The following is a 26152-nucleotide window of genomic DNA, read 5'->3' on the forward strand; positions in this document are numbered from 1 at the left end:
CGCCCGCATTACCACCGTGTTAGCGTCGATCGAGTGGATCTGATCAACCTCCGGCGCGACGTGCACGCCCACCCCGAGCCCGCGTTCTGCGAACTGCGCACGGCCGCGCTCGTGCTCTCCCACCTGCGTGAACTCCCGGTGACCGTCCGCACCGGCGCGATGCGCCTGGAGGGCATCCCCGCCTACCCGGACCGCGCCACGTTGGAGCACTTCGCCGGGCTCGCGGTCGGCAGCGGCGCGGACGAGGGGGACGTCGCGAAACTGGCCACCGAGGGCACGGCGATCGCCGCCGAGCTGAGCGGTGACCGGCCGGGGCCGACGTGGGCACTGCGGTTCGACATGGACGCGCTGCCCGTCACGGAGGCGTCCGACGGCACGCACTTCCCGGCGGCACAAGGGTTCCGCTCCTCCTACGAGGGGTTCATGCACGCGTGCGGGCACGACGGGCACGTGGCGATCGGCGTCGCGCTCGCGCGGCGGCTCGCGGACCGGGACTTCCCCGGCACCGTCCGGTTCCTGTTCCAGCCCGCCGAGGAGGGCGGCCGCGGCGCGCGGGCGATGCTCGGCGCGGACGTCGCCGAGGGCGTGGACCGCTTCGCCGCCGTGCACCTGGGCCTCGACCTGCCCACCGGGGTGGTCGCGGCGGGCATCACGGGGATCTTCGCCACCACCAAGATGCGCGCCCGCTTCACCGGTACCGCCTCGCACGCGGCGGCCGCGCCCCAGGACGGCCGCAACGCGCTGCTCGCCGCGGCGACCGCGGTGCTCGGGATCCACGGCCTGCCGAGGTTTTCCACCGCCGACACGCGTGTCAACGTCGGGACGCTGCGCGCGGAGGGGAACGTGAACATCGTGCCCGCGCTCGCGGAGCTGACGTGCGAGGCGCGGTCGAAGGACGGCGCGGTAAACGCCGACCTCACCGAGCGGGTCAAGCAGGTGCTGCGCGGGGCGGCGCTGGCGCAGGGCGTCGAGGTGCACATCGAGGAGACCGGCGGCTCGACGTCGCTGGACTGCGACGGCGAACTGCTCGACGCGGTGCTCGCCGCGGCCGGGGCGACCGGGCACGAAGCGGTGCGGCTGCACGAGATGGGTGGCAGCGACGACGCGAGCCTGTTCGCCGAGGCGGTCCAGCGCGCGGGCGGGCAGGCCACCTACATGGTGGTCGGCGGCGGCAACCCGGCGCCGCACCACAACCCGCACTTCGACGTGGACGAGGCCGCGCTGCCGGTGGCCGTGGACGTCCTCGAAGCGCTGGTCAGGCGCGGGGCGGCAGCGACGGATCGGTGACGATCGCGCCGGGGTGCGCGATCACCTTCGCGGCGACCGCGTGCCCGGCGCCCGCGGCCTCGACCGGGTCCTGCCCGGAGAGCCTCGCGGCGAGGTACCCCGCGTTGAAGGCGTCCCCGGCCGCCGTCGTGTCCATTGTGGACTCGACGGGCAGCGCGGGGACGAGCCGTGCCGCGGTGCCGTCCCACACCACGCACCCGTTGCCGCCGTCCTTGACGACCACGTCGGGCACGCCGACGTCCCGCAGGCGCGCGAGCGCCGCCTCCGGGGAGGTGTCGCCGAACAGCGCGTGCTCGTCGGAGAACGTCGGCGCCGCGATCGTGGTCAGCTCCCACGTGCGGCGCACCGCGTCCCTGGCCACGTCCTCCGAGGGCCAGCCCGCCGGCCGGTAGTTGCTGTCGAACACGACGTGGGCCCCGCGCGCCCGCGCGGCGGACAGCGTGTCCCAGAGGCGTTCCCGCGCGGCGGGCGTGAGCAGCTGCAGGGTGATGGCCGACAGGTAGAGCACGTCGTAGCCGGTCACGTCCGGCGCGTGCTCGCCGTCGAACAGGCGGCGGGCGGGCGATTCCGAGCGGTAGTAGGTGAAACTGCGCTCGCCGCGCTCGTCGGTCCGGACGAGGTAGAGGCCGGGGTGCGCGCCCGGCACCTGGTCGATCAACGCGGTGCCGATGCCCTCCGCCCGCATCGCCGCGAGGATCCCGGCGCTGTACTCGTCGTCGCCGAGGCGCGTCAGGTAGTCCACCTCGACGTCCTCGGGGCGCGTGAGCCTGGCCAGGTAGACCGCGGTGTTGAAGGTGTCCCCCGCGTACCCGAGCGAAAGCGTCCGGCTGCCGGTGTGCGTGAGTTCGATCATGCACTCGCCGACGGCGAGCACGCGGGTCGTCACCTTGCCTGCCCCTGTTCCTCGTCGTTCCGGAGAACGGAATACTATTTCGCTGAAGCGAATGGCCAGCCTAGGACCCGGACGGAAGGGGCGTCAATGCCGGTCAGTGCGGAGGGCAGCGCACTCCGGGCGCTTCGCGTGCTCGAAGCCGTCGGTGCGCCGGGCGGGCCGCACCGGCTGGGCCGGATCGCGCGGGAGGCGGGCGTGACGAAGCCCAGCACACACCGCATCCTGCAAGGGCTCGCGGAAGCGGGTTACGTGGTCAGCGACGGCGACGGCACGTACGGTCCCGGTCCGCGCGCGTACGCCCTGTCGGCCCAGTTCTCCCCCGCGCAGCACGGCGAACCGGTGTTGCGGCGGCTCCGCGACGAGACGGGTCAGACCGTGCACGTAGCGCTGCGCAGCGGCACGCGGGCGGTCTACGTGCGGAAGCTGGACAGCGACCGGCCGTACCGCATGGCCTCCCGCGTCGGCGGCCAGATCCCGTTGCACTCCACCGCGATCGGCAAGGCGGTGCTCGCGCACCTGGCGCCTGCCGAGCGCGCCGCGGTGCTCGCGGAGACGGGCCTGCCGCCACGGACCGCCCGCACCCGCACCGATCCGGCCGTGCTGGAGGCGGAACTGGCGGAGATCCGGTCGCTCGGCTACGCGGTGGACGACGAGGAGAACGAGGAGACGGTCCGGTGCGTGGCCGCGCCGCTGCTGGACCCCGGCGGACGGCCGGTCGGCGGGGTGAGCGTCTCGGCGCTGACCTTCCAGCTGCCGGAGGACGAGCTGCTCGCGCACGTCCCGCGGCTGCTCGAAGCGGCGCGGCTGCTCGCGCCGGCCTACACCTGACCTACAGGTGCAGCGGCTTGACCGGGGAGCCGATCGCTTCCGGCGTCTCCCAGTCGACGCCGGGCACGTCCACGTACAGCTCGATCTCGTTCCCGTCGGGGTCCGCGATGTACAGGCTGTGCGTGGCGGTGTGGTCGCTCATGCCGAGCACGGGAGTGCCGGTTTCACGCAGCTTCGCCAGCGCCTCGCGCAGCTCCTCGTCGCTCGTGCCGATCTTGAGGCCGAAGTGGTAGAGGCCGACGCGCCGCCCCTCGGGCAGCGCCGCCGCGTCCTCGCCGACCTCGATCAGGAGCAGTTCGTGGTGCGTGCGGCCGGACGGGGCGTTGAACACGGCGAAGGCCTTGCTGCCGGCTCCCGGCGCGGGCAGGATCTGCCGCCAGCCGAGCACGTCGCGGTAGAAGCGGGCGGACCGCTCGACGTCCCGGACGTAGAGCACGAGGTGCCCCAGCTCCTTGACCTCCACCAGGACCTCCGGCTGGAATTTGAATCTTCAACCGGAGAGCATACGCGACGTCAGGCGTCGTGGTCGGCTTCGATGACGGAGGCGAGCTCACTCAGCGCGGCCTCGGCCTCGGGTCCCTCCGCGCGCAGCACGACCTCGTCGCCGCCCTTGGCGCCCAGGCCCATCACGGACAGCAGGCTGCGGGCGTCGACCGGCGCCCCGTCCCCGACCCCGATCGTCACCGGCACCGGCTGCGCGGCGGCGGCCTTGACGAACAGGGCGGCCGGGCGGGCGTGCAGCCCCACCGACGAACCGACGATCACCCGGCGTTCGAGCATGACGACACTCCTTGAGGAAGAACGGCGATGCGAGCACGATACCCGGGAGCGCCGCAAAGGTCTAGACCATGACCGTCCGCGGCGGCGGACCGGTACTGTCGCCGCATGATCGGTGTGGTGCACCCCGGCGAGATGGGCGCGGCCGTCGCGCGGCTGCTCGACGACGCGGCATGGGCCTCCGAAGGCCGCAGCGAGGCGACGCGGCGGCGAGCGGGGGGACTGGTGGACCTGGGCTCGGTGGCGCGGCTCAAGGAGGAGTGCGTCGTGGTGCTGTCGGTGTGCCCGCCGCACGCCGCGGTGGAGACGGCGCGGGCGTTCGGGGACTACGAGGGGCTGTACGCCGACCTGAACGCGGTGAGCCCGGCGACGGCAGCCGAGATCGCGCGGATCGTGCCACGGTTCGTCGACGGCGGGATCGTCGGCCCTCCCCCACGTGAGCCGGGAACGACGCGGCTGTACCTGTCGGGCGCGGAAGCCCCGGCGGTGGCGGCGTTGTTCGAGGGTTCCGCATTGGGCACGCGCGTGGTCGACGACGCGTCGGCGGTGAAGATGACGTATGCGGCCTGGACGAAGGGCACGACCGCGTTGCTGCTGGCCGTCCGGGCGGCGGCGCGCTCGCTGGGAGTGGAGGACGAGCTGGTCGAGGAGTGGCGGCTGAGCCAGCCCGAGCTGCCGTCCCGCTCCGAGGCGGCGGCGCGTGTGGGACTCGACCGTGGCTGGCGCTGGGCGTTCGAGCTGGAGGAGATCGGCCGGGCGTTCGCCGCCGCCGGCCTGCCGGACGGCTTCGGCGCGGCAGCGGCGGAGGTCTACCGGCGGCTCCCCCGCGTCACCGACGGCGGACTCGCGGAGGCGCTGGCCCACCTCATCGAGGAGTGAGCCCGCGCGCACGCCCAAGGAAGCGCTGACCCACCTCATCGAGAAGTGAGCCCGCGCGCACGCCCAAGGAGGCGCTGGCCTGCCTCATCGAGGACCCGCCCCGCTGCGTGCCACCACATCCGCGTAGCTGACCGCGCCGCCGGGGACCGGACGGCCCGCCGCGACCGCCTCCACCGTGGCCACCGCCGCGCCCAGCGCCACCCGGAACGGCAGCGAACCGCAGCTCACCCTCGCCACGCCCAGCTCCCCCAAGCGCCGGTAGCCGGGACCGTCCGGCGAGTACAGCACGTTCACCGGCGCGTCCACCGCCGCGACGAGCGCGGAGATCGAGCGCTCGTCCACCATCCCCGGCACGAACACCCCGTGCGCCCCGGCGTCCACATAGGACTGACAACGGGCGATCGCCTCGCGGTCGTCGCCGGGGCGCAGCCAGTGCGTATCGGTGCGGGCGTTGACGAACAGACCGCTCGACCGCGCGGCGGCGATCAGCTCCCGCTGCCGGTCCACGTCTCCGACCACGTCTTCGAGGTTCACGCCCGCCACGCCCAGCGCGGCGAGCTCCGCGGTCAGCGCGGCGACCTCCCGCGGGTCGGTGCTGAACCCCGTTTCGATGTCGACGCTGAGCAGGCACGGCAGCCCTGCCAGCCGTCGTGCCAGGTCGAGGGTCTCGTGGCGGGTCGCGCCCGTGCCGTCCGGCAGGCCCGCCGAGGCGGCGACGCCGAGACTTGTCGTGCCGACGGCCGGGAAGCCCATCGCGACGAAGGCCGCCGCCGAGGCGTGGTCCCACGCGTTCGGCAGCAGCAGCGGCCGTTCACCCCGGTGCAGCGCCCCGAACTCCGCGCGGCGCAGGGCGATTGCCGCGCCCTGCGCCATGGCGAGCGCGTGCTCCCGGCCGGGGCAGGCGTGCGGTCCGGCGCCGAACGGGTGCTCGGCCAGGTCAACCGTGATCACCCTCCCGTCCACGACACGGCGGGTCGTGGGTACCGGTGGGTCATCGCCGCGGATCAACGCAGTCGTCGCGTCACACGCCTGGACCAGCAGGCTGATCCGGTTGGCCGCCGCCTCGTCCGTGCCCCACTGGCGTGCCAGCAGCGCGACCGCGTCGTCCGCGCCGGGTGACGCCTCGCCGGTCCGGTAGCCGTCCGCGACCGTGAGCACCGCGTCGACCACGTCGTCGCGGGCGCCGAGCGCCTCCGCGAGCGCCGCCACCGGGGCCCGCCGCGCGAAGTCCGGGCCGACGTCGGCGGTGGCCACGCGCGTGCGCAGCCCGGCGGGATCGACGGCGGCCAGCTGCTCGTCGACCAGCTTCCGGCGGCGGGCGTGCTCGGCGCCGCTGCTGAACCGGGCGGCCGAGGCGCGCAACCACGCGAGCGTGCCCACCTCGCCGGCCGGCGGGGCCGGCGGCGGATCCAGGAAAAGACTCATACCCGAACGGTAGGAGCGGGACGTGTCGGCGGCGGCCGACATACCATCGCGGCGTGCGCAATCCCCACCTCGCCCAGCAGCCCGTCACCGCCGGCCCCGCGCTCGCCGGGGCGAGCCGCGCGGCGCTCGTCGTGCACGGGCGCGGCCAGACCCCGGACTACATGAAGGCCGTCCTCGACCGCGTCGCGGTGCCGGACCTGGCGTGCCTGCTGCCCGCGGCCGACGGGAACACCTGGTACCCGCTCGGTTTCCTGCAGCCCGTCGAGGCGAACCAGCCGCGGCTGGACCAGGCGCTGGAGACCGTGGGCGTCATGCTGGGCCGGATCGCCGAAGCCGGGGTGCCGCCGGAGCGCACTTATCTGATCGGCTTTTCGCAGGGCGCGTGCCTGCTGTCGGAGTACCTCGTCCGCAACCCTCACCGGTACGGGGGCGCGGCACTGCTCACGGGCGGGTACATCGGCCCCGATCGCCGCTCCCCCAACGGTTCCCTCGACGGCACGCCGGTGTTCCTGGGCACCAGCCGGTACGACGAGTGGGTGCCGCTGTCGCGGGCGGAGGAGACGGCGGACCTGCTGCGCGCGATGGGCGCCGACGTGACCTTCGAGGTCTACGACGACCGCGAGCACCTCGTCAACGACGACGAGATCGCCCACGTCCGCCGCCTCGTCACGGCTTAGAGGTCCAGCACCAGCCGGGGCGTGCGGGAGCGCGAAACGCAGATCATCATCGTCTCGTTCTCGGCCTGTTCCTCCTCGGTGAGGATCGAATCGCGGTGGTCGGGGACGCCCTCCAGCACCACCGTCTCGCACGTGCCGCACGTGCCCTCCTGGCAGGACGACGCCACCGCGATCCCGGCGGCCTCGACGGCGTGCAGGATCGACGTGTCCGCAGGCACCGTGACCGTCACACCCGACTGGGCCAGCTCGACCTCGAACTCCGCGTGCGGCCCGGCGTCCGGGTCCGCCTTGGGCGCGAACCGTTCCACGTGCAGCGCGCCGGACGGCCACGCGGCGCACCGCTCCTCCACGGCCTTCAGCAGCGGCTCCGGACCGCAGCAGTAGACCGCGGTGTCGTCGCGGGGTTCGCCGAGCAGCGCGTTCAGGTCGAGCAGCCCGGTCTCGTCCTGCGGGCACACGCTCACCCGGTCGCCGTACCGCTCGACGAGCTCCTCGCGAAACGCCATCGACGCGCGGGTCCGGCCGCCGTAGACCAGCCGCCACGGCACGCCCCGCGCCTGGACCTCGGCGAGCATCGGCACGATAGGGGTGATCCCGATGCCACCCGCGATGAACAGGTACCGCGGCGCCTCGACGAGCGGGAAGTGGTTGCGGGGACCGCGGACGAGCACGCAGTCCCCTTCGGACAGTGCATCGTGGACGTGCCGCGAGCCGCCCCGGCCCTCGGGTTCGCGCAGCACGGCGACCCGCAGCACGGACCGGTCGGCGGGATCGCCGCACAACGAGTACTGCCGCACGAGGCCGGGACCCAGCACCAGGTCGAGGTGCGCGCCGGGCTGCCATTCGGGCATCGGCCCGCCGCCGGGGTGGCGCAGGGTCAGCCGCACCACCCCGTCCGCCAGGACCTCCTTGGCGGCCAGCACGGCGTCGATCTCGACCTCGGTGTGCGGCAACGTCTTCAGTGCGTTCATGCACTGCAACGTGACATCCCGCGCCCGGCCCGCGCACGGCCGCCCGGCCGAAGTTTTCGTCAGCCGGAAGTGCCCTTCAGCACCCGCCGGAGGATCTTGCCGGTGGGCGACTTCGGGATCTCCGAGACGAACTCCACCGACCTGACCTTCTTGTACGGCGCTACCTGACCCGCCACGAACGCCATCAGGTCCTCCGCCGCGACCGGCCGGGACGCGACCACGTACGCCTTGGGCGCCTCGCCGCCCTCCGCGTGGGGCACCCCCACCACGGCCGCGTCGGTCACGTCCGGGTGGGTCAGCAGCACGGCTTCCAGTTCGGCGGGCGCGACCTGGTAGCCCTTGTACTTGATGAGCTCCTTGAGCCGGTCGACGATCCAGAAGTTCCCGTCCTCGTCGACCCGCACCAGGTCACCGGTGTGCAGCCACCCGTCGGTGATCGCCGACGCGGTGGCCTCCGCGTTGCCCAGGTAGCCGAGCATCACCTGGGGGCCGCGGACGAGCAGCTCCCCCGGCTCACCGGGCGGCACGTCCTCGTCCGTGCCGGGCCGCACCAGCCGCGCTTCGGTGTTCGGGGACAGCTTGCCCACGCACCCCGGCGGGGTGGTGGTGAACGCGTCGTCGAACACCTGGTGCGTGCCGGGGCTCGCCTCCGTCATCCCGTAGCCCTGCCGGATCAGGCAGCCCAGCCGCCGCTCCGCGCGCTCGGTCACGTCGATGTCCAGCGGCGCGGCGCCGCAGAGCGCGTACCGCAGCGACGACAGGTCGTGGTCCTCGACGCCCTCGGCGGTGGCCAGCGCGAGCACCATCGGCGGGGCGAAGTAGGCCCTGGTGACGCGGTGCCGTTCCAGCGTCCGCAGGTACTCCCGCAGTTCGAACCGCGGCAGCGTGACGACCGTGGCACCGCCCAGCAGGCCCGAGTTGAGGATGATCGTGAACCCGTAGATGTGGAAGAACGGCAGCACGGCCGCCTGCACGTCGTCCGGGCCGATGCGCCACCCCGCCCGCTGCTGGGCGAGGTTCGCGACGAGGTTGCGGTGGGTCAGCTGCACCCCCTTCGCCGTGCCCGTCGTCCCGCTGGAGAACGGCAGCACGGCGACGGTGGTCGCAGGGTCGAGTCGCGGCCGGGGCGGGGTGTCCCCGGCGGGCAGCTCGCTCAGCGGCAGGACGTGCTGGATCCCGGTCGCCGTGGCGGCTTCGCGGGCCTTGTCCACGACCTCGTCGGCCGTGATCAGGGCCTTCGCCCCCGAGGCCAGCAGCTGCTTGGTGATCTCCGGCAGGGTCAGCACCGGGTTGACCGGGGTGATCGCGGCGCCCGTCGAAAGCACGGCGTGCACCGCGACGGCGTAGCGGGGCTGGTTGCCCGCCAGCAGCGCCACCACGTCGCCGGGCCCGACCCCCAGGGAGGCGAGCCCGGCGGCGTGGGCGTCGACGGCCGCGCGCAGCCCGGCGTAGGTGAGGCTTTCGCCGGTGCGCCCGTCGACCAGTGCGGTCTTGTCCCCGTACCGCTCCGCGCCGCCGAGCACGTACTCGGTCAGCGTGGCGTCCGGGACCTCGATGTCCGGCAAGGGACTGGAGTAGATCATGGCCGTTACCGGTAGAAGCGGGCGACCTGCTGCGCGACGCAGGCCGGCTTGGTCCCGCCCTCGATCTCCACGACGAGGTCCGCCGTGACCTGCAGCCCGTCCCCGGCGACCTCCTCGACCCCGGCGAGCGTGCCGCGGGCGCGGATCCGCGCGCCGGAGGGCACCGGCGCGGGGAAGCGCACCTTGTTGAGGCCGTAGTTCACCTTCGTCGTCACGTCGTCGACGTCGAGCAGCTCCGTCCACAGTGGAATGAGCAGCGACAGCGTGAGGTAGCCGTGGGCGATCGGGCCACCGAACGGCCCGGTCTTGGCGCGCTCCACGTCGACGTGGATCCACTGGTGGTCGTCGGTCGCGTCGGCGAAGGTGTTGATCCGGTCCTGCGTCACCGTCTTCCACTCGCTGACGCCGAGGTCGGTCCCCGCCAAGCCCTTCAGATCGTCGAAACGCACCTTCATGCCTTGTCCTCCAGCTTCAGCACGCGCACCGCGTTGTCCTTGAGGATCTTCGGGCGCACTTGGGGTTTCATGTCGAGCTTCTCGAAGTCCGCCAGCCACCGGCCCGGGGTGATCAGCGGGTAGTCCGAGCCGAACAGCACCTTGTCCTGCAGCAACGAGTTCGCGTAGCGCACCAGCTGCGGCGGGAAGTACTTGGGCGACCAGCCGGACAGGTCGATGTAGACGTTCGGCTTGTGCGTCGCCACGGCGAGCGCCTCGTCCTGCCACGGGAAGGACGGGTGCGCCATGATGATCGTCAGGTCGGGGAACTTCACGGCCACGTCGTCGAGCAGGATCGGGTTCGACAGGCCGAGGCGGATTCCCCCGCCCCCGCGCATGTTCGCGCCGATCCCCGTCTGTCCCGTGTGGAACAACGCGGGAATGCCGTACTCCTGCGCGACCTCCAGCAGCGCGTCGGCCGTGCCGTCGTTGGGCGCGAAGTCCTGGATGCTGGGGTGGAACTTCAGGCCGCGCACGCCGTGGTCCTCGACGAGCCGCCGCAGCCGCCGCGCGCCGACCCGGCCCTTGTGCGGGTCGATGCTGGCGAACGGGATCAGCACGTCGGGGTGCTTCGCCGCACCTTCCGCGATCTCCTCGTTGGACAGCGCGGGGTGCCCGCTGAAGTACTCGATGTCGACGGAGAACACCACGGCGGCGAGCCGCCGCTGCCGGTAGTACTCGGCGATCTCGTCCAGCGTGGGCCGTTTCGCGTCGGCCCCGAAGTGCTCCGACGCGGCTTCCACGAACTCGTCGGGCAGCGACAGGTGCCCGTGCGTGTCGATCTCGACGTGGACGTGCACGTCGATCGCTTCGAGCTGTTCGATGTCCACGGTTTTCCCCTTATTCCGTCGGCAGGTTCTCGCCGACGGACTGCGGCTCGGCACCGACGGTGGTGGCCCAGGCCTCGGCGATCGCGTCGGCGCTCCAGCCCCCGTCGGCGTAGGCGGCGGCGACCTGCTGCGGGTGCGACCACAGCGAAAGCCGGTCCCCGCCGATGCCGATGGCCTGCCCGGTGATGCCGGCGGCGGCGTCGGAGGCGAGGAACGCGACGAGCCCGGCGGCGTCCTCCGGCGCGCCGAAAGCCAGCGCCCGCCGGGCGAACGGCGGCATCGGCTCGCCGGCGCGCAACGCGTCCACGTACTTCTTCAGCGCGGGCATGGTTTCGGTCATCGCGGTCGCGGCGACCGGGATGACGGCGTTGACGGTGATGTTCGCCCGCGCCAGCTCCATCGACCAGGTGCGCGCGAAGCCCACGATGCCGGCCTTCGCGGCGGAGTAGTTGGTCTGGCCGAAGCTGCCGCGCTGCCCCGCCGGGGAGCCGATCAGGATCAGGCGGCCGCCCTCGCCCTGTTCCCGCATGTGCTGCACGGCGGCGCGGGCACACGTGAAGGTGCCCCGCAGGTGCACGTTGATCACCGTGTCGAAGTCGTCGTCCGACATCTTCCACAGCACCCGGTCCCGCAGCACGCCCGCGTTCGTGACGAGCACGTCGAGCCTGCCGAACTCGCTCACCGCCCGCCGCACGAGCGCCTCGGCCACCTCGGTGCTGCCGACGGCGCCGACCTCGGCGACCGCGGTGCCGCCCGCGTCGGTGATCTCCTTGACGGCCGCTTCCGCCGTCCCCGCGTCGACGTCGTTGACCACGACCTTCGCGCCGCCCGCGGCGAGCGCCTTGGCGTAGGCGAGGCCGAGGCCCCGCCCGCTGCCCGTCACGATCGCGACCTTCCCGGTCAAGTCCATGTCGCCGGTCCTCCTCCTCGAGTGCCTGTGCGGAATAGATGTAGTCCTCAATGGTTGGAGTTGTCAATGATTGGTGCTGTCATGGGGTGGGCTGGCACAATGGGCGCGAGCTGAGGAGGAGCCATTCCCGACCACGAGCCCACGCTGGACAGCGACACCGGTTTCCTGCTGGCCCGCGCCGGCGGCCGCGCGATCCGCGCGCTGAACCGGGCGCTGGAGCCGTTCGGCCTGCGCAGCAGGCACTACACGGTGCTGATGGCGGCGGCCGAGCGCGGCGGGCTGTCCCAGCGTGAGCTGGGCGAGTTGCTCGGCATCGACCCGAGCGCGGTGGTCTCCCTCGTCGACGACCTGCAGCGCGCGGACCTCGTCCGGCGCGACCCCCACCCCGAGGACCGGCGCACGAGGCTGGTCGTGCTCACCGAAACGGGCGTGAAAGCGTTCCGCCAGGCCTCGGACCTGGGCGCGAAGGTCGAGGACGAGGTGCTGGCCCCGCTGGACGCCGGGGAACGGGACACCCTCCGGGACCTGCTCCGCCGCGTCGCCCGCTGATCGGGCAAACACCCCAGAACACCCATTTCCCCTGCTCAGCCCTGACGCTGCGTACGGGGTGCGATACGGATCACGCGGTCCCAGTGCGTGAGCCGGATCGCCTTTTCGGGCGAAAATCAGTTAGCATAGGTCAACTAATTTTCCCCTCGCAGTCAACGGCGACGTGACCTTCCCCTGGTTGGAGTGATGGAAGTGCAGTCTGCCCGGCAGACGGTGGACGCACCGGTGGAACCGCACCGGCACAAGCGCACCTGGTCGGTCGACGAACTCGGCCCGCGGTACAAGTGGATCGCGCTGTCCAACACCACGCTCGGCATGCTCATGGCGACGATCAACTCGTCGATCGTGCTGATCGCGCTGCCGGACATCTTCCGCGGGATCCACATCAACCCGCTCGAATCGAGCAACACCAGCTACCTGCTGTGGATGATGATGGGCTTCCTCGTCGTCACCGCCGTGCTGGTCGTCGGCTTCGGGCGGCTGGGCGACATGTACGGCCGCGTCCGCATGTACAACCTCGGCTTCGCCGTCTTCGCCGTTTCCTCGGTCCTGCTCGCGGTCACCTGGATGGACGGCAGCGCGGCCGCGATCTGGCTCATCGGCTGGCGCGTGATCCAGGGCATCGGCGGCGCGTTCCTGATGGCCAACTCCAGCGCGATCCTCACCGACGCGTTCCCGGTGCGCCAGCGCGGTCTCGCGCTGGGCATCAACGGTGTCGCCGCGATCGCCGGGTCCTTCCTCGGCCTGGTCATCGGCGGTCTGCTCGGCCCGGTCGAGTGGCGGCTGGTGTTCCTCGTGTCCGTGCCGTTCGGCGTCTTCGGCACCATCTGGGCCTACCTCAAGCTGCACGACACCAGCGAGCGCCACCGCGCCAAGATGGACTGGTGGGGCAACATCACGTTCGCCATCGGGCTGATCGCCCTGCTCGTCGGCATCACCTACGGCATCCAGCCCTACGGCGGCCACACGATGGGCTGGACGAGCCCGTTCGTGCTCAGCTGCCTCATCGGCGGCGCGGTCGTGCTGATCGTCTTCGGGATCATCGAGACCAAGGTCGCCAACCCGCTGTTCAACCTGTCGCTGTTCAAGATCCGCGCGTACAGCTTCGGCAACGCGGCGAACCTGCTCGCCTCGCTCGGCCGCGGTGGCCTGCAGTTCGTGCTGATCATCTGGCTGCAGGGCATCTGGCTGCCGCAGCACGGCTACAGCTTCGAGCAGACCCCGCTGTGGGCCGGCATCTACATGCTGCCCATGACGATCGGCTTCCTGGTCGCGGCACCGATCTCCGGCGTGATCACCGACCGCATCGGCGGCCGGGCACTGGCGACCACCGGCATGGTCGCGACCGCGGTCAGCTTCCTGCTGCTGGAGGTGCTGCCGGTCAACTTCAACTACTGGGCCTTCGCGGCGATCCTGCTGCTCAACGGTCTCGGCATGGGCCTGTTCGCCTCGCCGAACCGGGCCGACGTGATGAACAGCCTGCCGCCCAACGCCCGCGGCGCCGGCGCCGGCATGACCGCGACCTTCCAGAACTCGGCGATGGTGCTGTCGATCGGCTTCTTCTTCAGCCTGATGATCGCGGGCCTGTCCGACCACCTGCCCACCGCGATGGCGCAGGGCCTGACCGCGCACGGCGTGCCGGCGGACTCCGCGAACGGCATCGCGCAGCTGCCGCCGGTCGGCGTGCTGTTCGCCGCGTTCCTCGGCTACAACCCGATCCAGCAGCTGCTGGGCCCGGTGCTCAACCAGCTGCCCGCCGACCAGGCCTCGTTCCTGACCGGCCGCAGCTTCTTCCCCAACCTGATCTCCCAGCCGTTCTCCGACGGTCTGACCGCGGCCTTCTGGTTCGCGATCGTCGTGTGCGTCGTCGCCGCCGTCGCGTCGTGGCTCGTCGGGAAGCCGAAGCCCGCCACCGCGGGCGCGCCGCGCGAGTCGGTGGGCTCGGAGCTGGCGGCCGAAGGCGGTGAGCTGGTCGACATCGCCGGTGAGACCCCGGCGGCACAGCGGCCGCGCCGGGCCGTGGGCAGGCCGGGCGAGATCAGCGGGCGGCTGCGCACCCCCGGTGGCGCCGGGGTGGCCGGCGCGGTCGTCACGGTGACCGGGATCGACGGCACGCAGGTGGGCCGTGCCCGCTCCGACGAAAGCGGCGCGTACGCGCTCGACGGCGTCTCCTCCGGTACCTACACGCTGATCGTGACCGCACCCGGGTTCCAGCCCGCGGCAGCTTCGGTGACGGTCAACGGCCTCGGTGTGGTGCACGACTTCGTGGTGCTCGGCGGCGGTGTCGTCGCCGGGACCGTGCTGCGCTCCGGCGGCGCGCCGGTCGCGGACACCGCGGTGCTCGCGACCGACGGCACCGGCCAGGTCGTCGGCCAGACGACCACGGCGCACGACGGCAAGTTCCTGCTCACCGGCCTGCCCGCGGGCGAGGTCACGATCACCGCGAACGTCGACAACCACCGGCCGCACGCGGTCACCGTGCTGGCGGGCGCGGCCGAACCCGCCGAGGTCGAGCTGGTCGTCGAGGCCGTCGGCGTGCTGCACGGCACGGTCACCGGCCCGGACGGGCGGGGACTGGCCAACGCGACGGTGACGATCAGCGACTCGCAGGGACAGCCCGCCGGGACCACGCTCACCGACGACGAGGGCCACTACGAGCTGCACGACCTGGAGCCCGGCGAGTACACCGTCGTCACGAGCCTGTACGAGCCCGCGGTCCGGCAGGTGGACCTGAACCCGGGCGAGACCACCACGGTGGACGTGGACCTCGCCTCCGGCGCACGGGCGGACGCGGCGTCGTGACCGGAGCCGTCATGGAGATTTCGGGACGGATCTCGGGCGAGGACGGCGCGCCGGTGCCGGGCGCCGCCCTCACGCTCGTGGACACGGCGGGGCGGCAGACCGGGCGCACCACCGCAGGCCAGGACGGGCGGTTCCGGCTGCCCGCGCCCGGCCCCGGCACGTACGTGCTCATCACCTCCGCACCGACGCACCAGCCCGAGGCCGCGACGGTCACCGTCGCCGCCTCCCCCGTGCACCTGGAGATCACGTTGCGCGGCTCCGGCGGGCTGCGCGGCGTGGTGCGGGCGGCCGTGACCGGCGTGCCGATTCTGGGTGCCGCGGTCACGCTCACGGATTCCCGTGGCGAGGTGGTGGATTCCCGGCTGTCCGGGCAGAGCGGCGAGTACGCGTTCACCGCGCTGCCGCCCGGGTCCTACGTCCTCGCGGTCAACGCGCCCGGGTACCGGCCCGCGGCGTTCGCCGTGACCACCGCGGAAGGCGGCACGGCGCAGCAGGACGTGGAACTGGACGACGGCGCGGTCATCCAGGGCTCGGTGCGCCTGCCGGAGGGCCCGCGCCCGGCCGTGACCGTGACGCTGCTCGACGAGGGCGGCCACGTCGTGCGCACGACCTTCGCCGACGAGGCCGGCCGGTACGCCTTCCACGACCTCGATCCCGGCACGTACACCGTCGTCGCGACCAGTTACTCCCCGGTCCGGTCGACGGTGCGGATCGGCGACGGTGGCCGGACGCGGCACGACGTGCAGTTGGTGTAAGCGCTTGCTCCGTGTGCCGTAAGTAATTTCGGCACACACGCTGCGTCGAGATCCGGTCACTGGGTGGACACGACGGCCACTCTCTGATTGCATGATGCAGCCCGGAGCGGACGGGGGCCGTGGCCCGGGTGTCAGAGACCCGTATGCGACAGAAAGCAGTGGGAGTACATGGCTACGCGGGCTCGGGAACTGCTCAACCGGTCGAGGGCGCTGCTGGAACGCTCACGGGAGGCCGCCGCGCAGTTCCTCAACACCCCCCACCCACCTCCGTCCCACCCGCCCCGCGCGCTCGAGGCCGCGCCGGCGCCCGAACCGCCGGTGCGGCCCGATCCCGGCGCGAGCAGTGAAACGCTCGCCGCGATCTGCGCCAACGTGGCGCTGCGCGACCTCAACCTCGTCGACTCGCTGCTGTCGCAGCTGGAGGAGATGGAGGCCAAGGAGGAGGACACCGACCGCCTCGCCGAGCTGTACAGCCTCGACCACCTGGCCACGCGGCTGCGGCGCAACGCCGAGAACCTGCGGGTGCTCGCCGGGCGCGACGCGAGCGATTCGACGTCGGACACCTCGTCGCTCGTCGACGTCGTCCGCGCCGGTATGTCCTCGATCGACCACTACTCGCGCGTCACCATCGGCAGGGTCGTCTCGCTCGGCGTCGTCGGGTTCGCGGCCGAAGACCTCAGCCGCCTGCTGGCCGAGCTCCTCGACAACGCCACGAAGTCCTCGCCGCCCGACGCTCCCGTCCGCGTGAGCGCGCACCTGACCGAGCAGGGCAGCGTGCTGCTGCGCATCGAGGACGAGGGCATCGGCCTGCCGCCGGAACGGCTGCGCGAGCTCAACGACCGGCTGTCGGCCGCGCCGGTGCTCGACGACTCCGCGGTGCGCCACATGGGGCTGGCCGTCGTGCGGCGCCTGGCCGCGCGGCACGAGCTGCGCGTGTGGCTGGACCGCCGCGTCCCGCACGGCACCACCGCGTCCGTGCTGCTGCCCGCCGCGCTCGTCAGCGAACTGCCCGAGGCCAGCTGGTCCGGCGCGCAGACGGTGATCTTCCCGTCGGCGGGCTCCGACGGTGCGTCGTCGTTCGCGCCGGGGGCGCCCGCCAGGGCGGCGACCTCCGTGCTGCCGCAGCGTTCCAGCGCCCCGGAGGTGCCCGCGCCGCCGTCGCCCCGCCCCCGCCCGCCCGCGGAGCCCACCGTCGGCGGGACCACGGCGAGCGGCCTGCCGCGCCGGGTCTCGCACAGCATCAAGGCACCCAACGGGCACGAGGCCAAACCGCCCGCGCCGTCGGCCGATCCCGGCGCCGACCGCCAGGCGGGGCACGACAAGCTGCTCGCCGACCTCGGCGCGTTCTCCGACGGGGAACGCGCCGCGCGGGAGGAGCGGCGGGACAGCGACGGCACAGGCGAAACGGACGCAGGCGAGGGAAAGCAGCAGTGACGGAAGCCAACCACCGGCAGCGCGGCCAGGACTTCACCTGGCTGATCAACGACTTCGTCCGCAAGGTGCACGGCGTCAGCCACGCGCTGATCATGTCCTCCGACGGGTTCCCGCTCACGGCTTCGGACGCGATGAGCACCACCGAGGCCGAGCAGCTCGCCGCGATCGCCAGCGGCCTGCTCAGCCTGGCGGGCAACAGCGCCGCCCTGTTCGACAAGGGCACGTGCGAGCAGATCATCATCCGGCTCTCGCACGGCTACTTCCTGTTCATGGGCATCGACACCGGTGCCGGGCTGGCCGTGCTCACCGGTCCCGACTGCGACATGAAGGTCGTCGCCTACGAGATGACCCAGTTCGTGACCAGCGCGGGGCACGCGCTGACGCCCGAGACGCGCGCCGACCTGCGGCGCGTGCTCACCGCCCGCCGCCCGATCGGCTGACCCGGCAAGGAAGTGATCACGATGTCCCAAGATCCGGGGCGGGGCCAGGCGGTGAAGAAGCCGCGCAGCAAGCGGATCCGCCCGTACACGCTGACCGGCGGCCGCACGCGGGGGCGCCACCAGCTCCTGGTCGAGACGCTGATCTCGGTGCCGCGGTACGACCCCGCGCTCGCCGACCGGCTGATGCCCGAGTCGAAGGCGCTGTACGAGCGGGCCCGCTCGCAGGTCTCGATCGCGGAGCTGTCGTCGCTGCTGACCATCCCGCTGGGCGTGGTGCGGGTGCTCGTCAGCGACCTCGCGGCCCAGGGCGCGGTCTTCATCCACCCCACCGCCCACGCCTACCACCACGACCGGAACGTGCTCGAGAGGATCCTCAATGGACTCAAGCAGCTCCCCGTCTGACCCCGGCCTGCTCACGATCTCGGCGAAGATCGTGGTGGCCGGTGGTTTCGGCGTCGGGAAGACGACCTTCGTCGGGTCGGTGTCCGAGGTTCCCCCGCTCAACACCGAGGCCTGGATGACCGAAGCCGGTGAGGGCGTCGACGACCTGCCGCCGGACGGCAGCAAGACCACCACGACGGTCGCGATGGACTTCGGCCGGATCTCGCTGTACCCGGACCTGATGCTGTACCTGTTCGGCACGCCGGGCCAGGCGCGGTTCTGGTTCCTGTGGGACGACCTCTCGCGCGGCGCGCTCGGCGCGATCGTGCTGGTGGACACGCGGCGCCTCGACCAGTCCTTCGCCGCCATCAACTACTTCGAGAACGACTCCGAGCTGCCGTTCATCGTCGCGGTCAACCTCTTCGACGGCGAGCTCACCCACGACCTCGAGGAGGTCAGGGAGGCGCTCGCGTTGCGCCCGGAGATCCCGCTGATCACGTGCGACGCGCGCAAGCCCGCCTCCGCGGTGGCCACCCTGCAGGAGCTGGTTTCGCACACGCTGGCGCTGGCGGAGGTTTCGGAGTCCGGGAGGGTACGCGCGAATGCCTAAGATCCTGATCGTCGGTGCCGGGCAGTCCGGTCTCCAGCTGGCGCTGACGCTGCGGGACCACGACTACGACGTGACGCTGATGTCGGCGAAGACCCCGGACGAGATCCGGGCCGGGTGGGTCACCTCGACGCAGTGCATGTTCGCGGACTCGCTGAGCATCGAGCGCAAGCACGGGCTGAACCTGTGGGACGACGTGGCGCCGCGCGCCGCCGGCCAGGGTTTCAGCCTCGGCGAGCCGGACGGCACCCGGGTGCTGAACTGGATGGGCAAGTGGGAGGCGGGGCCCGCGCAGTCGATCGACCAGCGGGTGAAGATGGCCACGTGGCTGGAGCTGCTGGAGGAGCGCGGCGGCAACGTCATCATCCACGGCGTGACCACCGCCGACCTGAACTCGCTGGCGCACATGTACGACCTCGTGATCGTCGCCGCCGGCAAGGGCGAGCTGGTGCAGCTGTTCGACCGCGACCCGTCGCGCTCCCCGTTCACCAAGCCGCAGCGGGCGCTGTCGGTGTCCTATGTGCACGGTGTGGAGTCGCGGCCGGAGACGCCCGGCGCCGTGGACGTGTGGGTCAACTTCGTGCCGGGGATCGCCGAGCACATCAGCATTCCCGGGTACACCCTGTCCGGGCCGTGCCAGATCCTGTACGTGTCGGGCATCCCCGGCGGGCCGTTCGACGTGTTCGGCGACCGGCCCCCGGCCGACGAGCAGCTGCGGCGGCACCTGGAGCTGTTCAAGCAGTACATGCCGTGGGAGTACGAGCGCTACCGCGACGCGGAGATCACCGACCCCAAGGGCGTGCTCGTCGGCGGCTACCCGCCCGTGGTGCGGCACCCGGTGGGCGAGCTGCCTTCGGGCGGGCTCGTGCTCGGCATGGCCGACGTGGTGGTGGCGAACGACCCGATCACCGGGCAGGGCGCCAACAACGCCGCGAAGTGCGCCGAGTCCTACCTCGGCAGCATCCTGGAGCACGGCGACCGGCCGTTCGACCGGGCGTGGATGCAGGCGACGTTCGACCGGTACTGGGAGTACGCCCAGCACGTGGTGCGGCTGACCAACACCATGCTGATGCCGCCGGCCCCGCACGTCCAGAAGATCCTCGGCGTGGCGCAGGAGAACGAGCGGGTCGCCAACCGGTTCGCCAACGGCTTCAACGACCCGCCGGACATGGCGGACTGGTTCTTCGAGCCGGAGAAGGCCGAGGCGTACCTGGCGAGCGTGTCCTGACGGCTCAGCGCGGCGCGTACATGATCACGGCGACCCCGGCGAGGCACAGCAGCGCGCCGAGGACGTCGAAGCGGTCCGGCCGGTAGCCGTCGGCGACCACGCCCCAGGCGAGCGAGCCCGCGACGAACACCCCGCCGTACGCGGCGAGGATGCGGCCGAAGTGCGCGTCGGGCTGGAGCGTCGCGACGAACCCGTACACGCCGAGCGCGAGCACCCCGGCGCCGATCCACGCCCAGCCGCGGTGCTCGCGCACGCCCTGCCACACCAGCCACGCCCCGCCGATCTCCAGCACCGCCGCGAGCACGAACAACACCACCGAGCGCACCACCGTCACGCGTCGCATGTTCTCAGGGTTTTCACGGACGCGGCGAAGCCGGTTCTCAGCCCGCGGGCGTTCCCTGGGGGCATGAGCTTCTCCCCGCAGCCGCGGCGGCCGTCACCCGGGCCGCTGGCCACGCTCGGTCTCGTGCTGGGTGCCGTCGTCCTCACCGTGCTCGTCGGCACCGGCTTCCTCGTGGGCACCCTCCACCACGACGTCACGGCCCGTTCGCTGGGTCTCGCCCCGGAGACGGGGACGAACCAGGAGCAGGACACCGGCGGGAACCCGCAGTCGCTCGACGCCGACGCCGTCGCCCAGAAGGTCGACCCGGGGCTCGTGGACGTCAACACGACGCTGGGGTACCAGAACGCGCAGGCGGCGGGCACCGGGATGGTGCTGACATCCGACGGGCTCGTGCTCACCAACAACCACGTCGTCGAGGGCGCCACCAGTATCTCGGTGACCGACATCGGCAACGGGAAGACCTACCGGGCCTCCGTCGTGGGCTACGACCGCAGCGACGACGTGGCGGTGCTGAAGCTGAAGAACGCCTCGGGCCTGGCCACCGTCACCGTCGGCGACTCGTCGAAGGTCGCGGTCGGCGACGCGGTCGTGGGCATCGGCAACGCGGGCGGCACCGGCGGCACGCCGAGCGTCGCGCCCGGCACCGTGACGGCGCTGGACCGGTCGATCACCGCGAGCGACGAGTCGAGCGGCAGCTCGGAGCAGCTGCGAGGGCTCATCGAGGTCAACGCGAACATCCAGTCCGGCGACTCGGGCGGCGCGCTGGTGAACAGCAGCGGGCAGGTCATCGGCATGAACACCGCCGCGTCGACCGGGTACCGGTTCGGCGGGCCGGAAGGCCAGGCGCAGACGGGCGGCGGGACCGGCTACGCCATCCCGGTCAACCAGGCGCTCAGCATCGCCAGGCAGATCCAGGCGGGCACCGCGTCCGGCACGGTGCACATCGGTGCCTCGGCGTTCCTCGGCGTCTCCGTCGCGGACTCGCAGTCCGGCGCCCTCGTGCGGCAGGTGGTCTCCGGCGCCCCGGCCGACGACGCGGGGATCGCCGCCGGTGACACGCTGACCGGCGTCAACGGCAAGACCGTCGACTCGGCGACCACCCTCACCACGCTGATGGACGGCCTGCACCCCGGCGACAAGGTGAGCCTGACCTGGACCGGCCCGACCGGCGAGGAGCACAACGCCACCGTGACCCTCGTCGAGGGACCGGTCGGATAGGCGGCCTGGTCCCGGGGTATGCGGGAGCCATGACGCACACCGCACCACTTCCCCAGGACCAGGCAGGCAGGCCCCGCACGGCGATCGTCACCGGGTCGGACTCCGGCATCGGGCGGGCGATCGCCGTCGCGCTGGGCGGGGGCGGCGTCGACGTGGGCATCACGTACCACTCGGACGCCGAGGGCGCGAACGAGACCGCCGAGGAGGTCCGGCGGCTCGGTGCCCGCGCCGAGGTCGCCCACCTCGACCTGACCGACCTGCCCACCTCCACCGCCGCGATCGACGAGCTGGCGGCCGCGCTCGGCGGTGTCGACGTGCTCGTCAACTGCGCGGGCACCGGCACCGGCACGCCCGCGGTGGAGATGGACTTCGACACGTGGCGGCAGGTGATCGACGTGGACCTGCACGGCGCTTTCCTGTGCACGCAACGCGCGGCGCGCCGGATGATCGAGGCGGGCACCGGCGGCCGGATCGTCAACATCACCAGCGTGCACGAGCACGCGCCGAAGGTCGGCGCGGCGCCCTACTGCGCGGCGAAGGCCGGGCTCGGCATGCTCACCAAGGTGCTCGCGCTCGAACTCGCCGAACACGGCATCACCGTCAACTCCGTGGCGCCGGGCGAGATCTCGACGCCGATGACCGGGCAGACCGACGCCGACCCGCGTGAGCAGAAGCGGCCGGGCGTGCCGCTGGGCCGCACCGGCGACGCCCGCGAGGTCGCGGCCGTGGTCGCGTTCCTGACCACGCCGGCCGCGAGTTACGTGACCGGCGCGTCCTACGTCGTCGACGGCGGGATGCTGCTGATGGGGCCGCAGGGCGCCAGCGGGCTGCCCGACGACTCGTGGCGCCGGGTCTGAGCAAGATTGGAGAAGACCCCGGCCGGACCAGCCGCCTACGGTGAACGCACCAGTGGCGGAAGGAGCACCCATGACCGGCGTACGGGTTCTGGTCGGCACGCGCAAAGGCGCCTTCGTGCTGACCTCGGACGGCACGCGGCGGCAGTGGCAGGTCGAGGGACCGCACTTCGGCGGCTGGGAGATCTACCACTTCACCGGTTCCCCCGCGGAGCCGGACCGGTTGTTCGCCTCGCAGTCCACCGGGTGGTTCGGCCAGCTGATCCAGCGTTCCGACGACGGCGGCCGCACGTGGACGGCGATGGGCAACGAGTTCACCTACGAGGGCACCCCCGGTACCCACCAGTGGTACGACGGCACTCCCCATCCCTGGGAGTTCGCCCGCGTGTGGCACCTCGAACCGTCGCCCACCGATCCGGACCTGGTCTACGCCGGCGTGGAGGACGCCGCGCTGTTCCGGTCCGTCGACGGTGCGCGGTCCTGGCAGGAGCTGCCGGGACTGCGCACCCACGGTTCCGGCCCGGGCTGGCAGCCGGGTGCGGGCGGGATGTGCCTGCACACGATCAAACTCGATCCGGGCAACCCGGAGCGGATCTACGCCGCGATCTCCGCGGCGGGCGCGTTCCGCAGTGACGACACGGGCAAGACGTGGCAGCCGATCAACCACGGCCTGCACTCGGAGGGCATCCCGGACCCGGACGCCGAGGTCGGGCACTGCGTGCACCGGCTGGCCCAGCACCCGGCGCGGCCGGAGACGCTGTACATGCAGAAGCACTGGGACGTGATGCGCACCGACGACGCCGGGGAGAACTGGCGCGAGATCAGCGGGAACCTGCCCACGGACTTCGGGTTCGCGATCGACGTGCACGCCCACGACCCCGACACGGTGTACGTCGTGCCGATCAAGAGCGACTCGGAGCACTTCCCGCCGGACGGGAAGCTGCGCGTGTACCGCAGCCGCAGCGGCGGGGACGAGTGGGAGCCTCTGTCGGCGGGCCTGCCGCAGGAGCACTGCTACGTCAACGTGCTGCGGGACGCGATGGCGGTGGACCGGCTGGAGGAGTGCGGGATCTACTTCGGCACTACGGGCGGCCAGGTGTACGCGTCGGCGGACGCCGGGGACACGTGGGCGCCGATCGTGCGGGACCTGCCCGCCGTCCTGTCGGTCGAAGTCCAGACACTGCCGTGATCCGCGTCCGGCTCCCCGCGCACCTGCGCACCCTCGCGCGGATCGACGGCGAGGTGGTGCTGGACCTCGACGGCGCGGTCACGCAGGGCGCGGTGCTCGACGCGCTGGAGTCGCGGTACCCCGTGCTGTGCGGCACGATCCGCGACCAGCGCACCCACCGGCGGCGCGCGTTCGTGCGGTTCTTCGCGTGCGAGGAGGACCTGTCGCACGAGCCACCGGACACTCCCCTGCCCGAGCGCGTACTGCGGGGTGAAGAGCCGTTCCTCGTGGTGGGCGCGATGGCCGGCGGTTAATAAACTGGCGGGGTGGCAAGACCCAACAGCACTGTGGTGGTCCTCGCGGGCGCCGACGCGGAAGGCATCCTGTCGCGCCTCGACGGGCTGGCGAACGTGCGCGCCGCGGCCGTGAAGGACGGCGACGCCGCGCGGGAGCTCATCGCCCAGTCGCACGGCGCGTATGTCGTGCACGACGCCGATCCCCTGGCGGACGTCGCCGACTCGTGGACGGGGTTCTTCGACCGGCAGGACACGCCGGGCACGCTGGAGGTCGCCGTCGAGTCGGCGCTCGCCGGCCTGCGGCGCGGTCTGGTGCAGCTGCCGGACTACTACGTGGTGCTCGAACCGGAATCCCTGCCGGAGACCCGGAAACACTGGTGGCTCGGGGTGCTGGCGGGCGTCTCGCCGAGCCGTGTCATCCCGGCGAAGGCCAGCGCGGGCGCGGTGGCCGAGGTGCTGTCGCGGCTGCCTTCGGGGCGGTGGTGGCCGGACCCGCCGGACGAGTGGCTGCGCGGGCTGGGGCGTGCGGTGCCGGACCGGGTCGGCGTACCGGGTTCGGTCTGAGGTTTGTCCGGCTTTTGTGCGGACCCTGCCGACGACGGGGCCGCCCGGGCTTGTCCGCGGAAGGGATCCGCCATGAAACTCCGGACCGGCGCCGGCGCGTGCCTCGCGCTGCTGGCCGCCCTCTCCGTCCCGGCCGTGCCCGCGCAGGCGGCGGTGGCGAACACCGTGGTGTTCCAGGAAAAGACCGACGGGCACGACTGCTACCGCATCCCGGCGATCGTCAAGGCGAACAACGGGGACCTGCTCGCCTTCGCCGAGGCGCGCAACGAGGGCGCTAGTTTCTGCAACGACCTCGGCAAGATCGATCTCGTCCTGAAGCGTTCCACGGACGGCGGCAGGACGTGGGGCGCGCAGCATACGGTGATCAAGGCCAACGGGGACACCAAGGGCAACCCGGTGCCGATCGTGGTCCCGTCGACGGGCCGGATCGTGCTGTTGTCGACGATGCAGTGCTACACGAACCCGTCTTGCGGCCGCGTGCCGCGCGTGCAGTACAGCGACGACAACGGTGCCACGTGGACCACTCCGAAGGTGCTGACGACGGAGCTGGGTTTCCCGTCGGCGCCGGGCTGGCTCGCGACGGGCCCGTCGCACGGGATCGTGCTGACGCGGGGTGCGCACGCCGGGCGCCTGGTCGCCGGCCTGAACTACACGACGGACGGCCAGCACACCGGGGCGCTCATCTACAGCGATGACCAGGGTGTGACCTGGCACCGCGGGGCGACGGACACCCCGGCCACCACGGCGCTGGACCCGCAGGAGATCAGCGTGACGGAGCTGGCCGACGGCCGGATCTACGCCGCGGCCCGCAACCAGGCCAACGACGGCAACAAGTGCCTCGACGACGGTACGAAGAACCGTGTGTACGCCATCAGTTCCGACGGCGGGGCCACGTTCTCCGCGAAGTTCACGTACGAGCCGGACCTGATCACGCCGACCGTGCAGGCCCCGACGGTCCGGATGAGCGCGACCGACCAGGGCGGGGCGTACGACCGGATCCTGTTCGCCGCACCGTCCACTTGCGACCGTCGCAAGGAGCTCGTCGTGAGTTCGTCATTCGACGAGGGCGGGAACTGGACGAGCAAGGGCAGCGGTGTCATGGTGTGGGACCAGGACGCGGCGTACTCGGACATGGTGCGGTTGAGCCAGAGTTCGGTGGGCGTGCTGTACGAGGCGGGCCCGGAGGGCAACGCGAACGCCACGATCCGGTACTCGACGGTGAGCGAGCCGGCGCTGGGTGCGCCGGTCTGCGGTGCCGGTTACAGCGTGGTCGACCAGCAGGCACTCGGCAACGCGGCGACGGTCTACCTGTCGTACAACGCGTCCACGGGCAAGAACTGCGTCTCGACGACGAAGAAGGCGAACGTCGGCACGGCCAGCGCCACGTCAGCGTTCCTCCAGGTCCAGGGCTCGGCCCGGACGACGGACTCGGGGAACTACTCGTACTTCGCGGGCCCGGTGCTGGCCTCTGCGGCGGGTAAGTGCGTGCAGTGGGGCGGCAGCGCGGGCGATGTGAGCTACGAAAGCCCCTACGAGCACTGCGGCTAAAGGCTCCGGTCCTCCACTCGGGGACGACGGGCGCGTGGTCGGCCGGGATAACGTGTCCTCAGGGCTGGTCTGTTCGTGTTCCCCGGCAACGCGAACGCGAGCGGCCCCACCGCCCACACCCACCCCCGCCCCGATCCCCAGCCTCATTAGCGTTTGGCTCACCGTGTCAAGGGTGGGCGAAGCCCATCGCGAAGCGACGCCGAAGGCGCCCTTGACGCGGTGAGCCAACCGTTAAACGATCAAGGATCGGGGCGGGGGTGGGGCCGCTCGAGCAGGGCGCTCCGCGCCCGGTGAACCCCGGTGCCCGGGCACTTAGGCGAGCAAAGACAAAAGAGAAAAGAATGCCTCGCCGGCGGGCAATACCGCTAAGTTAGGCGGGGGTTGGGGTCTGACACGCGTGGCGGGGCTCCTG

28 protein-coding genes are annotated in these 26152 nt (G+C 72.0%); 18 read left to right on the forward strand and 10 right to left on the reverse strand.

Annotation, left to right across the window (positions count from 1 at the left end; all coding sequences use genetic code 11):
- The first annotated feature begins 33 nt into the window (after positions 1-33).
- Positions 34-1287 (forward strand): amidohydrolase, encoded by a 1254-nt coding sequence (locus tag ABFX51_RS20090; protein WP_346054533.1) that lies wholly within the window; start codon positions 34-36, stop codon positions 1285-1287.
- On the opposite strand, the gene ABFX51_RS20095 is transcribed toward ABFX51_RS20090, so the two are convergent.
- A complete protein-coding gene (locus ABFX51_RS20095) occupies positions 1256-2173 on the reverse strand; it encodes a sugar kinase (RefSeq protein ID WP_346054534.1) in 918 nt (305 codons plus the stop codon). The two genes, ABFX51_RS20090 and ABFX51_RS20095, sit on opposite strands and share 32 nt — an antisense overlap.
- Positions 2174-2266: 93 nt before the next feature.
- On the opposite strand from ABFX51_RS20095, the gene ABFX51_RS20100 reads away from it, so the two are divergent.
- The gene (locus ABFX51_RS20100; protein ID WP_346054535.1) at positions 2267-3007 is read left to right on the forward strand and encodes an IclR family transcriptional regulator; all 741 of its coding nucleotides are present in this window, start codon (positions 2267-2269) and stop codon (positions 3005-3007) included.
- Position 3008: 1 nt separating this feature from the next.
- Here the strand turns inward: ABFX51_RS20100 and ABFX51_RS20105 are convergent, their stop codons facing one another.
- The gene (locus ABFX51_RS20105; protein WP_346054536.1) at positions 3009-3470 is read right to left on the reverse strand and encodes a VOC family protein; all 462 of its coding nucleotides are present in this window, start codon (positions 3468-3470) and stop codon (positions 3009-3011) included.
- 50 nt (positions 3471-3520) lie between these two features.
- Positions 3521-3787 carry an HPr family phosphocarrier protein gene (locus tag ABFX51_RS20110; protein ID WP_346054537.1) on the reverse strand — a complete coding sequence of 89 codons (267 nt, stop codon included), beginning with the start codon at positions 3785-3787 and terminating at the stop codon, positions 3521-3523.
- 105 nt (positions 3788-3892) lie between these two features.
- Here ABFX51_RS20110 and ABFX51_RS20115 point away from each other — a divergent pair, with 105 nt between their 5' ends.
- Entirely contained in the window at positions 3893-4663 is a 771-nt protein-coding gene (locus tag ABFX51_RS20115) for a DUF1932 domain-containing protein (RefSeq protein ID WP_346054538.1), read from the forward strand.
- An 84-nt stretch (positions 4664-4747) separates the two neighbouring features.
- Here the strand turns inward: ABFX51_RS20115 and ABFX51_RS20120 are convergent, their stop codons facing one another.
- On the reverse strand, positions 4748-6088 hold the full coding sequence (locus ABFX51_RS20120) for an isocitrate lyase/phosphoenolpyruvate mutase family protein (RefSeq protein ID WP_346054539.1): 1341 nt from the start codon (positions 6086-6088) through the stop codon (positions 4748-4750).
- Between the two features lie 53 nt (positions 6089-6141).
- Between ABFX51_RS20120 and ABFX51_RS20125 the strand changes: the two genes are divergently transcribed.
- Entirely contained in the window at positions 6142-6765 is a 624-nt protein-coding gene (locus ABFX51_RS20125) for an alpha/beta hydrolase (protein ID WP_346054540.1), read from the forward strand.
- Here the strand turns inward: ABFX51_RS20125 and ABFX51_RS20130 are convergent.
- Genes ABFX51_RS20130 through ABFX51_RS20150 form a run of 5 tightly spaced genes read right to left on the reverse strand, consistent with a single transcriptional unit; the run spans position 6762 to position 11553 of the window.
- Positions 6762-7736 (reverse strand): PDR/VanB family oxidoreductase, encoded by a 975-nt coding sequence (locus ABFX51_RS20130; RefSeq protein WP_091507699.1) that lies wholly within the window; start codon positions 7734-7736, stop codon positions 6762-6764. The genes ABFX51_RS20125 and ABFX51_RS20130 overlap by 4 nt on opposite strands.
- Positions 7737-7795: 59 nt before the next feature.
- Positions 7796-9319: an AMP-binding protein gene (locus ABFX51_RS20135; RefSeq protein WP_091507702.1), complete on the reverse strand. Its 1524-nt coding sequence runs from the start codon at positions 9317-9319 to the stop codon at positions 7796-7798.
- A 5-nt stretch (positions 9320-9324) separates the two neighbouring features.
- Positions 9325-9774, reverse strand: coding sequence for a MaoC family dehydratase (locus ABFX51_RS20140; RefSeq protein WP_091507703.1), 450 nt, complete (start codon positions 9772-9774; stop codon positions 9325-9327).
- The gene (locus ABFX51_RS20145; RefSeq protein ID WP_091507706.1) at positions 9771-10643 is read right to left on the reverse strand and encodes an amidohydrolase family protein; all 873 of its coding nucleotides are present in this window, start codon (positions 10641-10643) and stop codon (positions 9771-9773) included. The genes ABFX51_RS20140 and ABFX51_RS20145 overlap by 4 nt, the downstream gene beginning before the upstream one ends.
- 10 nt (positions 10644-10653) lie before the next feature.
- Positions 10654-11553: an SDR family NAD(P)-dependent oxidoreductase gene (locus ABFX51_RS20150; RefSeq protein ID WP_091507709.1), complete on the reverse strand. Its 900-nt coding sequence runs from the start codon at positions 11551-11553 to the stop codon at positions 10654-10656.
- A gap of 228 nt (positions 11554-11781) precedes the next feature.
- Between ABFX51_RS20150 and ABFX51_RS20155 the strand changes: the two genes are divergently transcribed.
- The 8 genes from ABFX51_RS20155 to ABFX51_RS20190 all read left to right on the forward strand — a co-directional run bounded on the left by ABFX51_RS20155 (position 11782) and on the right by ABFX51_RS20190 (position 19749).
- Positions 11782-12102: a MarR family winged helix-turn-helix transcriptional regulator gene (locus tag ABFX51_RS20155; protein ID WP_281245174.1), complete on the forward strand. Its 321-nt coding sequence runs from the start codon at positions 11782-11784 to the stop codon at positions 12100-12102.
- A gap of 186 nt (positions 12103-12288) precedes the next feature.
- Positions 12289-14904 carry an MFS transporter gene (locus tag ABFX51_RS20160; protein ID WP_177228708.1) on the forward strand — a complete coding sequence of 872 codons (2616 nt, stop codon included), beginning with the start codon at positions 12289-12291 and terminating at the stop codon, positions 14902-14904.
- A gap of 11 nt (positions 14905-14915) precedes the next feature.
- Positions 14916-15659, forward strand: a complete 744-nt coding sequence (locus tag ABFX51_RS20165; protein ID WP_346054541.1) for an MSCRAMM family protein — start codon at positions 14916-14918, stop codon at positions 15657-15659.
- Between the two features lie 168 nt (positions 15660-15827).
- The gene (locus tag ABFX51_RS20170) at positions 15828-17093 is read left to right on the forward strand and encodes a sensor histidine kinase (protein ID WP_346054542.1); all 1266 of its coding nucleotides are present in this window, start codon (positions 15828-15830) and stop codon (positions 17091-17093) included.
- Positions 17090-17533: a roadblock/LC7 domain-containing protein gene (locus tag ABFX51_RS20175; RefSeq protein ID WP_091507718.1), complete on the forward strand. Its 444-nt coding sequence runs from the start codon at positions 17090-17092 to the stop codon at positions 17531-17533. The genes ABFX51_RS20170 and ABFX51_RS20175 overlap by 4 nt, the downstream gene beginning before the upstream one ends.
- 21 nt (positions 17534-17554) lie before the next feature.
- Complete coding sequence (locus ABFX51_RS20180) at positions 17555-17935, forward strand: DUF742 domain-containing protein (RefSeq protein WP_091507720.1); 381 nt, start codon at positions 17555-17557, stop codon at positions 17933-17935.
- Positions 17910-18524 (forward strand): GTP-binding protein, encoded by a 615-nt coding sequence (locus ABFX51_RS20185; protein WP_091507722.1) that lies wholly within the window; start codon positions 17910-17912, stop codon positions 18522-18524. The genes ABFX51_RS20180 and ABFX51_RS20185 overlap by 26 nt, the downstream gene beginning before the upstream one ends.
- A complete protein-coding gene (locus ABFX51_RS20190) occupies positions 18517-19749 on the forward strand; it encodes a styrene monooxygenase/indole monooxygenase family protein (RefSeq protein ID WP_346054543.1) in 1233 nt (410 codons plus the stop codon). The genes ABFX51_RS20185 and ABFX51_RS20190 overlap by 8 nt, the downstream gene beginning before the upstream one ends.
- 4 nt (positions 19750-19753) lie before the next feature.
- On the opposite strand, the gene ABFX51_RS20195 is transcribed toward ABFX51_RS20190, so the two are convergent.
- A complete protein-coding gene (locus ABFX51_RS20195; protein ID WP_177228715.1) occupies positions 19754-20083 on the reverse strand; it encodes a YnfA family protein in 330 nt (109 codons plus the stop codon).
- Positions 20084-20155: 72 nt separating this feature from the next.
- On the opposite strand from ABFX51_RS20195, the gene ABFX51_RS20200 reads away from it, so the two are divergent.
- The 6 genes from ABFX51_RS20200 (at position 20156) to ABFX51_RS20225 (ending at position 25740) form a co-directional block, all read left to right on the forward strand.
- Positions 20156-21310, forward strand: coding sequence for a S1C family serine protease (locus ABFX51_RS20200; RefSeq protein WP_346054544.1), 1155 nt, complete (start codon positions 20156-20158; stop codon positions 21308-21310).
- A 29-nt stretch (positions 21311-21339) separates the two neighbouring features.
- Positions 21340-22167: an SDR family oxidoreductase gene (locus ABFX51_RS20205; RefSeq protein WP_091507731.1), complete on the forward strand. Its 828-nt coding sequence runs from the start codon at positions 21340-21342 to the stop codon at positions 22165-22167.
- 70 nt (positions 22168-22237) lie between these two features.
- On the forward strand, positions 22238-23353 hold the full coding sequence (locus ABFX51_RS20210; RefSeq protein ID WP_346054545.1) for a WD40/YVTN/BNR-like repeat-containing protein: 1116 nt from the start codon (positions 22238-22240) through the stop codon (positions 23351-23353).
- Complete coding sequence (locus tag ABFX51_RS20215) at positions 23350-23646, forward strand: MoaD/ThiS family protein (protein WP_091507736.1); 297 nt, start codon at positions 23350-23352, stop codon at positions 23644-23646. Before ABFX51_RS20210 ends, ABFX51_RS20215 begins: the two co-directional genes overlap by 4 nt.
- Before the next feature lie 12 nt (positions 23647-23658).
- Positions 23659-24192: a hypothetical protein gene (locus ABFX51_RS20220; protein ID WP_346054546.1), complete on the forward strand. Its 534-nt coding sequence runs from the start codon at positions 23659-23661 to the stop codon at positions 24190-24192.
- 72 nt (positions 24193-24264) lie between these two features.
- Positions 24265-25740: a sialidase family protein gene (locus tag ABFX51_RS20225; RefSeq protein WP_346054547.1), complete on the forward strand. Its 1476-nt coding sequence runs from the start codon at positions 24265-24267 to the stop codon at positions 25738-25740.
- Positions 25741-26152: the final 412 nt, after the last annotated feature.

The sequence above is a fragment of the Amycolatopsis dongchuanensis genome (assembly GCF_039542405.1).
GTDB classification, from domain to species: domain Bacteria; phylum Actinomycetota; class Actinomycetes; order Mycobacteriales; family Pseudonocardiaceae; genus Amycolatopsis_E; species Amycolatopsis_E sacchari.

What these genes read in the sequence shown, in the direction of transcription:
- ABFX51_RS20200 (WP_346054544.1), top strand. Translation starts at nt 20,156, where the DNA reads ATGAGCTTCTCCCCGCAGCCGCGGCGGCCGTCACCCGGGCCGCTGGCC.
- ABFX51_RS20190 (WP_346054543.1), top strand. Translation starts at nt 18,517, where the DNA reads ATGCCTAAGATCCTGATCGTCGGTGCCGGGCAGTCCGGTCTCCAGCTG.
- ABFX51_RS20160 (WP_177228708.1), top strand. Translation starts at nt 12,289, where the DNA reads ATGGAAGTGCAGTCTGCCCGGCAGACGGTGGACGCACCGGTGGAACCG.
- ABFX51_RS20150 (WP_091507709.1), bottom strand. Translation starts at nt 11,553, where the DNA reads ATGGACTTGACCGGGAAGGTCGCGATCGTGACGGGCAGCGGGCGGGGC.
- ABFX51_RS20115 (WP_346054538.1), top strand. Translation starts at nt 3,893, where the DNA reads ATGATCGGTGTGGTGCACCCCGGCGAGATGGGCGCGGCCGTCGCGCGG.
- ABFX51_RS20110 (WP_346054537.1), bottom strand. Translation starts at nt 3,787, where the DNA reads ATGCTCGAACGCCGGGTGATCGTCGGTTCGTCGGTGGGGCTGCACGCC.
- ABFX51_RS20185 (WP_091507722.1), top strand. Translation starts at nt 17,910, where the DNA reads ATGGACTCAAGCAGCTCCCCGTCTGACCCCGGCCTGCTCACGATCTCG.
- ABFX51_RS20135 (WP_091507702.1), bottom strand. Translation starts at nt 9,319, where the DNA reads ATGATCTACTCCAGTCCCTTGCCGGACATCGAGGTCCCGGACGCCACG.
- ABFX51_RS20140 (WP_091507703.1), bottom strand. Translation starts at nt 9,774, where the DNA reads ATGAAGGTGCGTTTCGACGATCTGAAGGGCTTGGCGGGGACCGACCTC.
- ABFX51_RS20165 (WP_346054541.1), top strand. Translation starts at nt 14,916, where the DNA reads ATGGAGATTTCGGGACGGATCTCGGGCGAGGACGGCGCGCCGGTGCCG.
- ABFX51_RS20170 (WP_346054542.1), top strand. Translation starts at nt 15,828, where the DNA reads ATGGCTACGCGGGCTCGGGAACTGCTCAACCGGTCGAGGGCGCTGCTG.
- ABFX51_RS20120 (WP_346054539.1), bottom strand. Translation starts at nt 6,088, where the DNA reads ATGAGTCTTTTCCTGGATCCGCCGCCGGCCCCGCCGGCCGGCGAGGTG.
- ABFX51_RS20210 (WP_346054545.1), top strand. Translation starts at nt 22,238, where the DNA reads ATGACCGGCGTACGGGTTCTGGTCGGCACGCGCAAAGGCGCCTTCGTG.
- ABFX51_RS20205 (WP_091507731.1), top strand. Translation starts at nt 21,340, where the DNA reads ATGACGCACACCGCACCACTTCCCCAGGACCAGGCAGGCAGGCCCCGC.
- ABFX51_RS20225 (WP_346054547.1), top strand. Translation starts at nt 24,265, where the DNA reads ATGAAACTCCGGACCGGCGCCGGCGCGTGCCTCGCGCTGCTGGCCGCC.
- ABFX51_RS20130 (WP_091507699.1), bottom strand. Translation starts at nt 7,736, where the DNA reads ATGAACGCACTGAAGACGTTGCCGCACACCGAGGTCGAGATCGACGCC.
- ABFX51_RS20180 (WP_091507720.1), top strand. Translation starts at nt 17,555, where the DNA reads ATGTCCCAAGATCCGGGGCGGGGCCAGGCGGTGAAGAAGCCGCGCAGC.
- ABFX51_RS20100 (WP_346054535.1), top strand. Translation starts at nt 2,267, where the DNA reads ATGCCGGTCAGTGCGGAGGGCAGCGCACTCCGGGCGCTTCGCGTGCTC.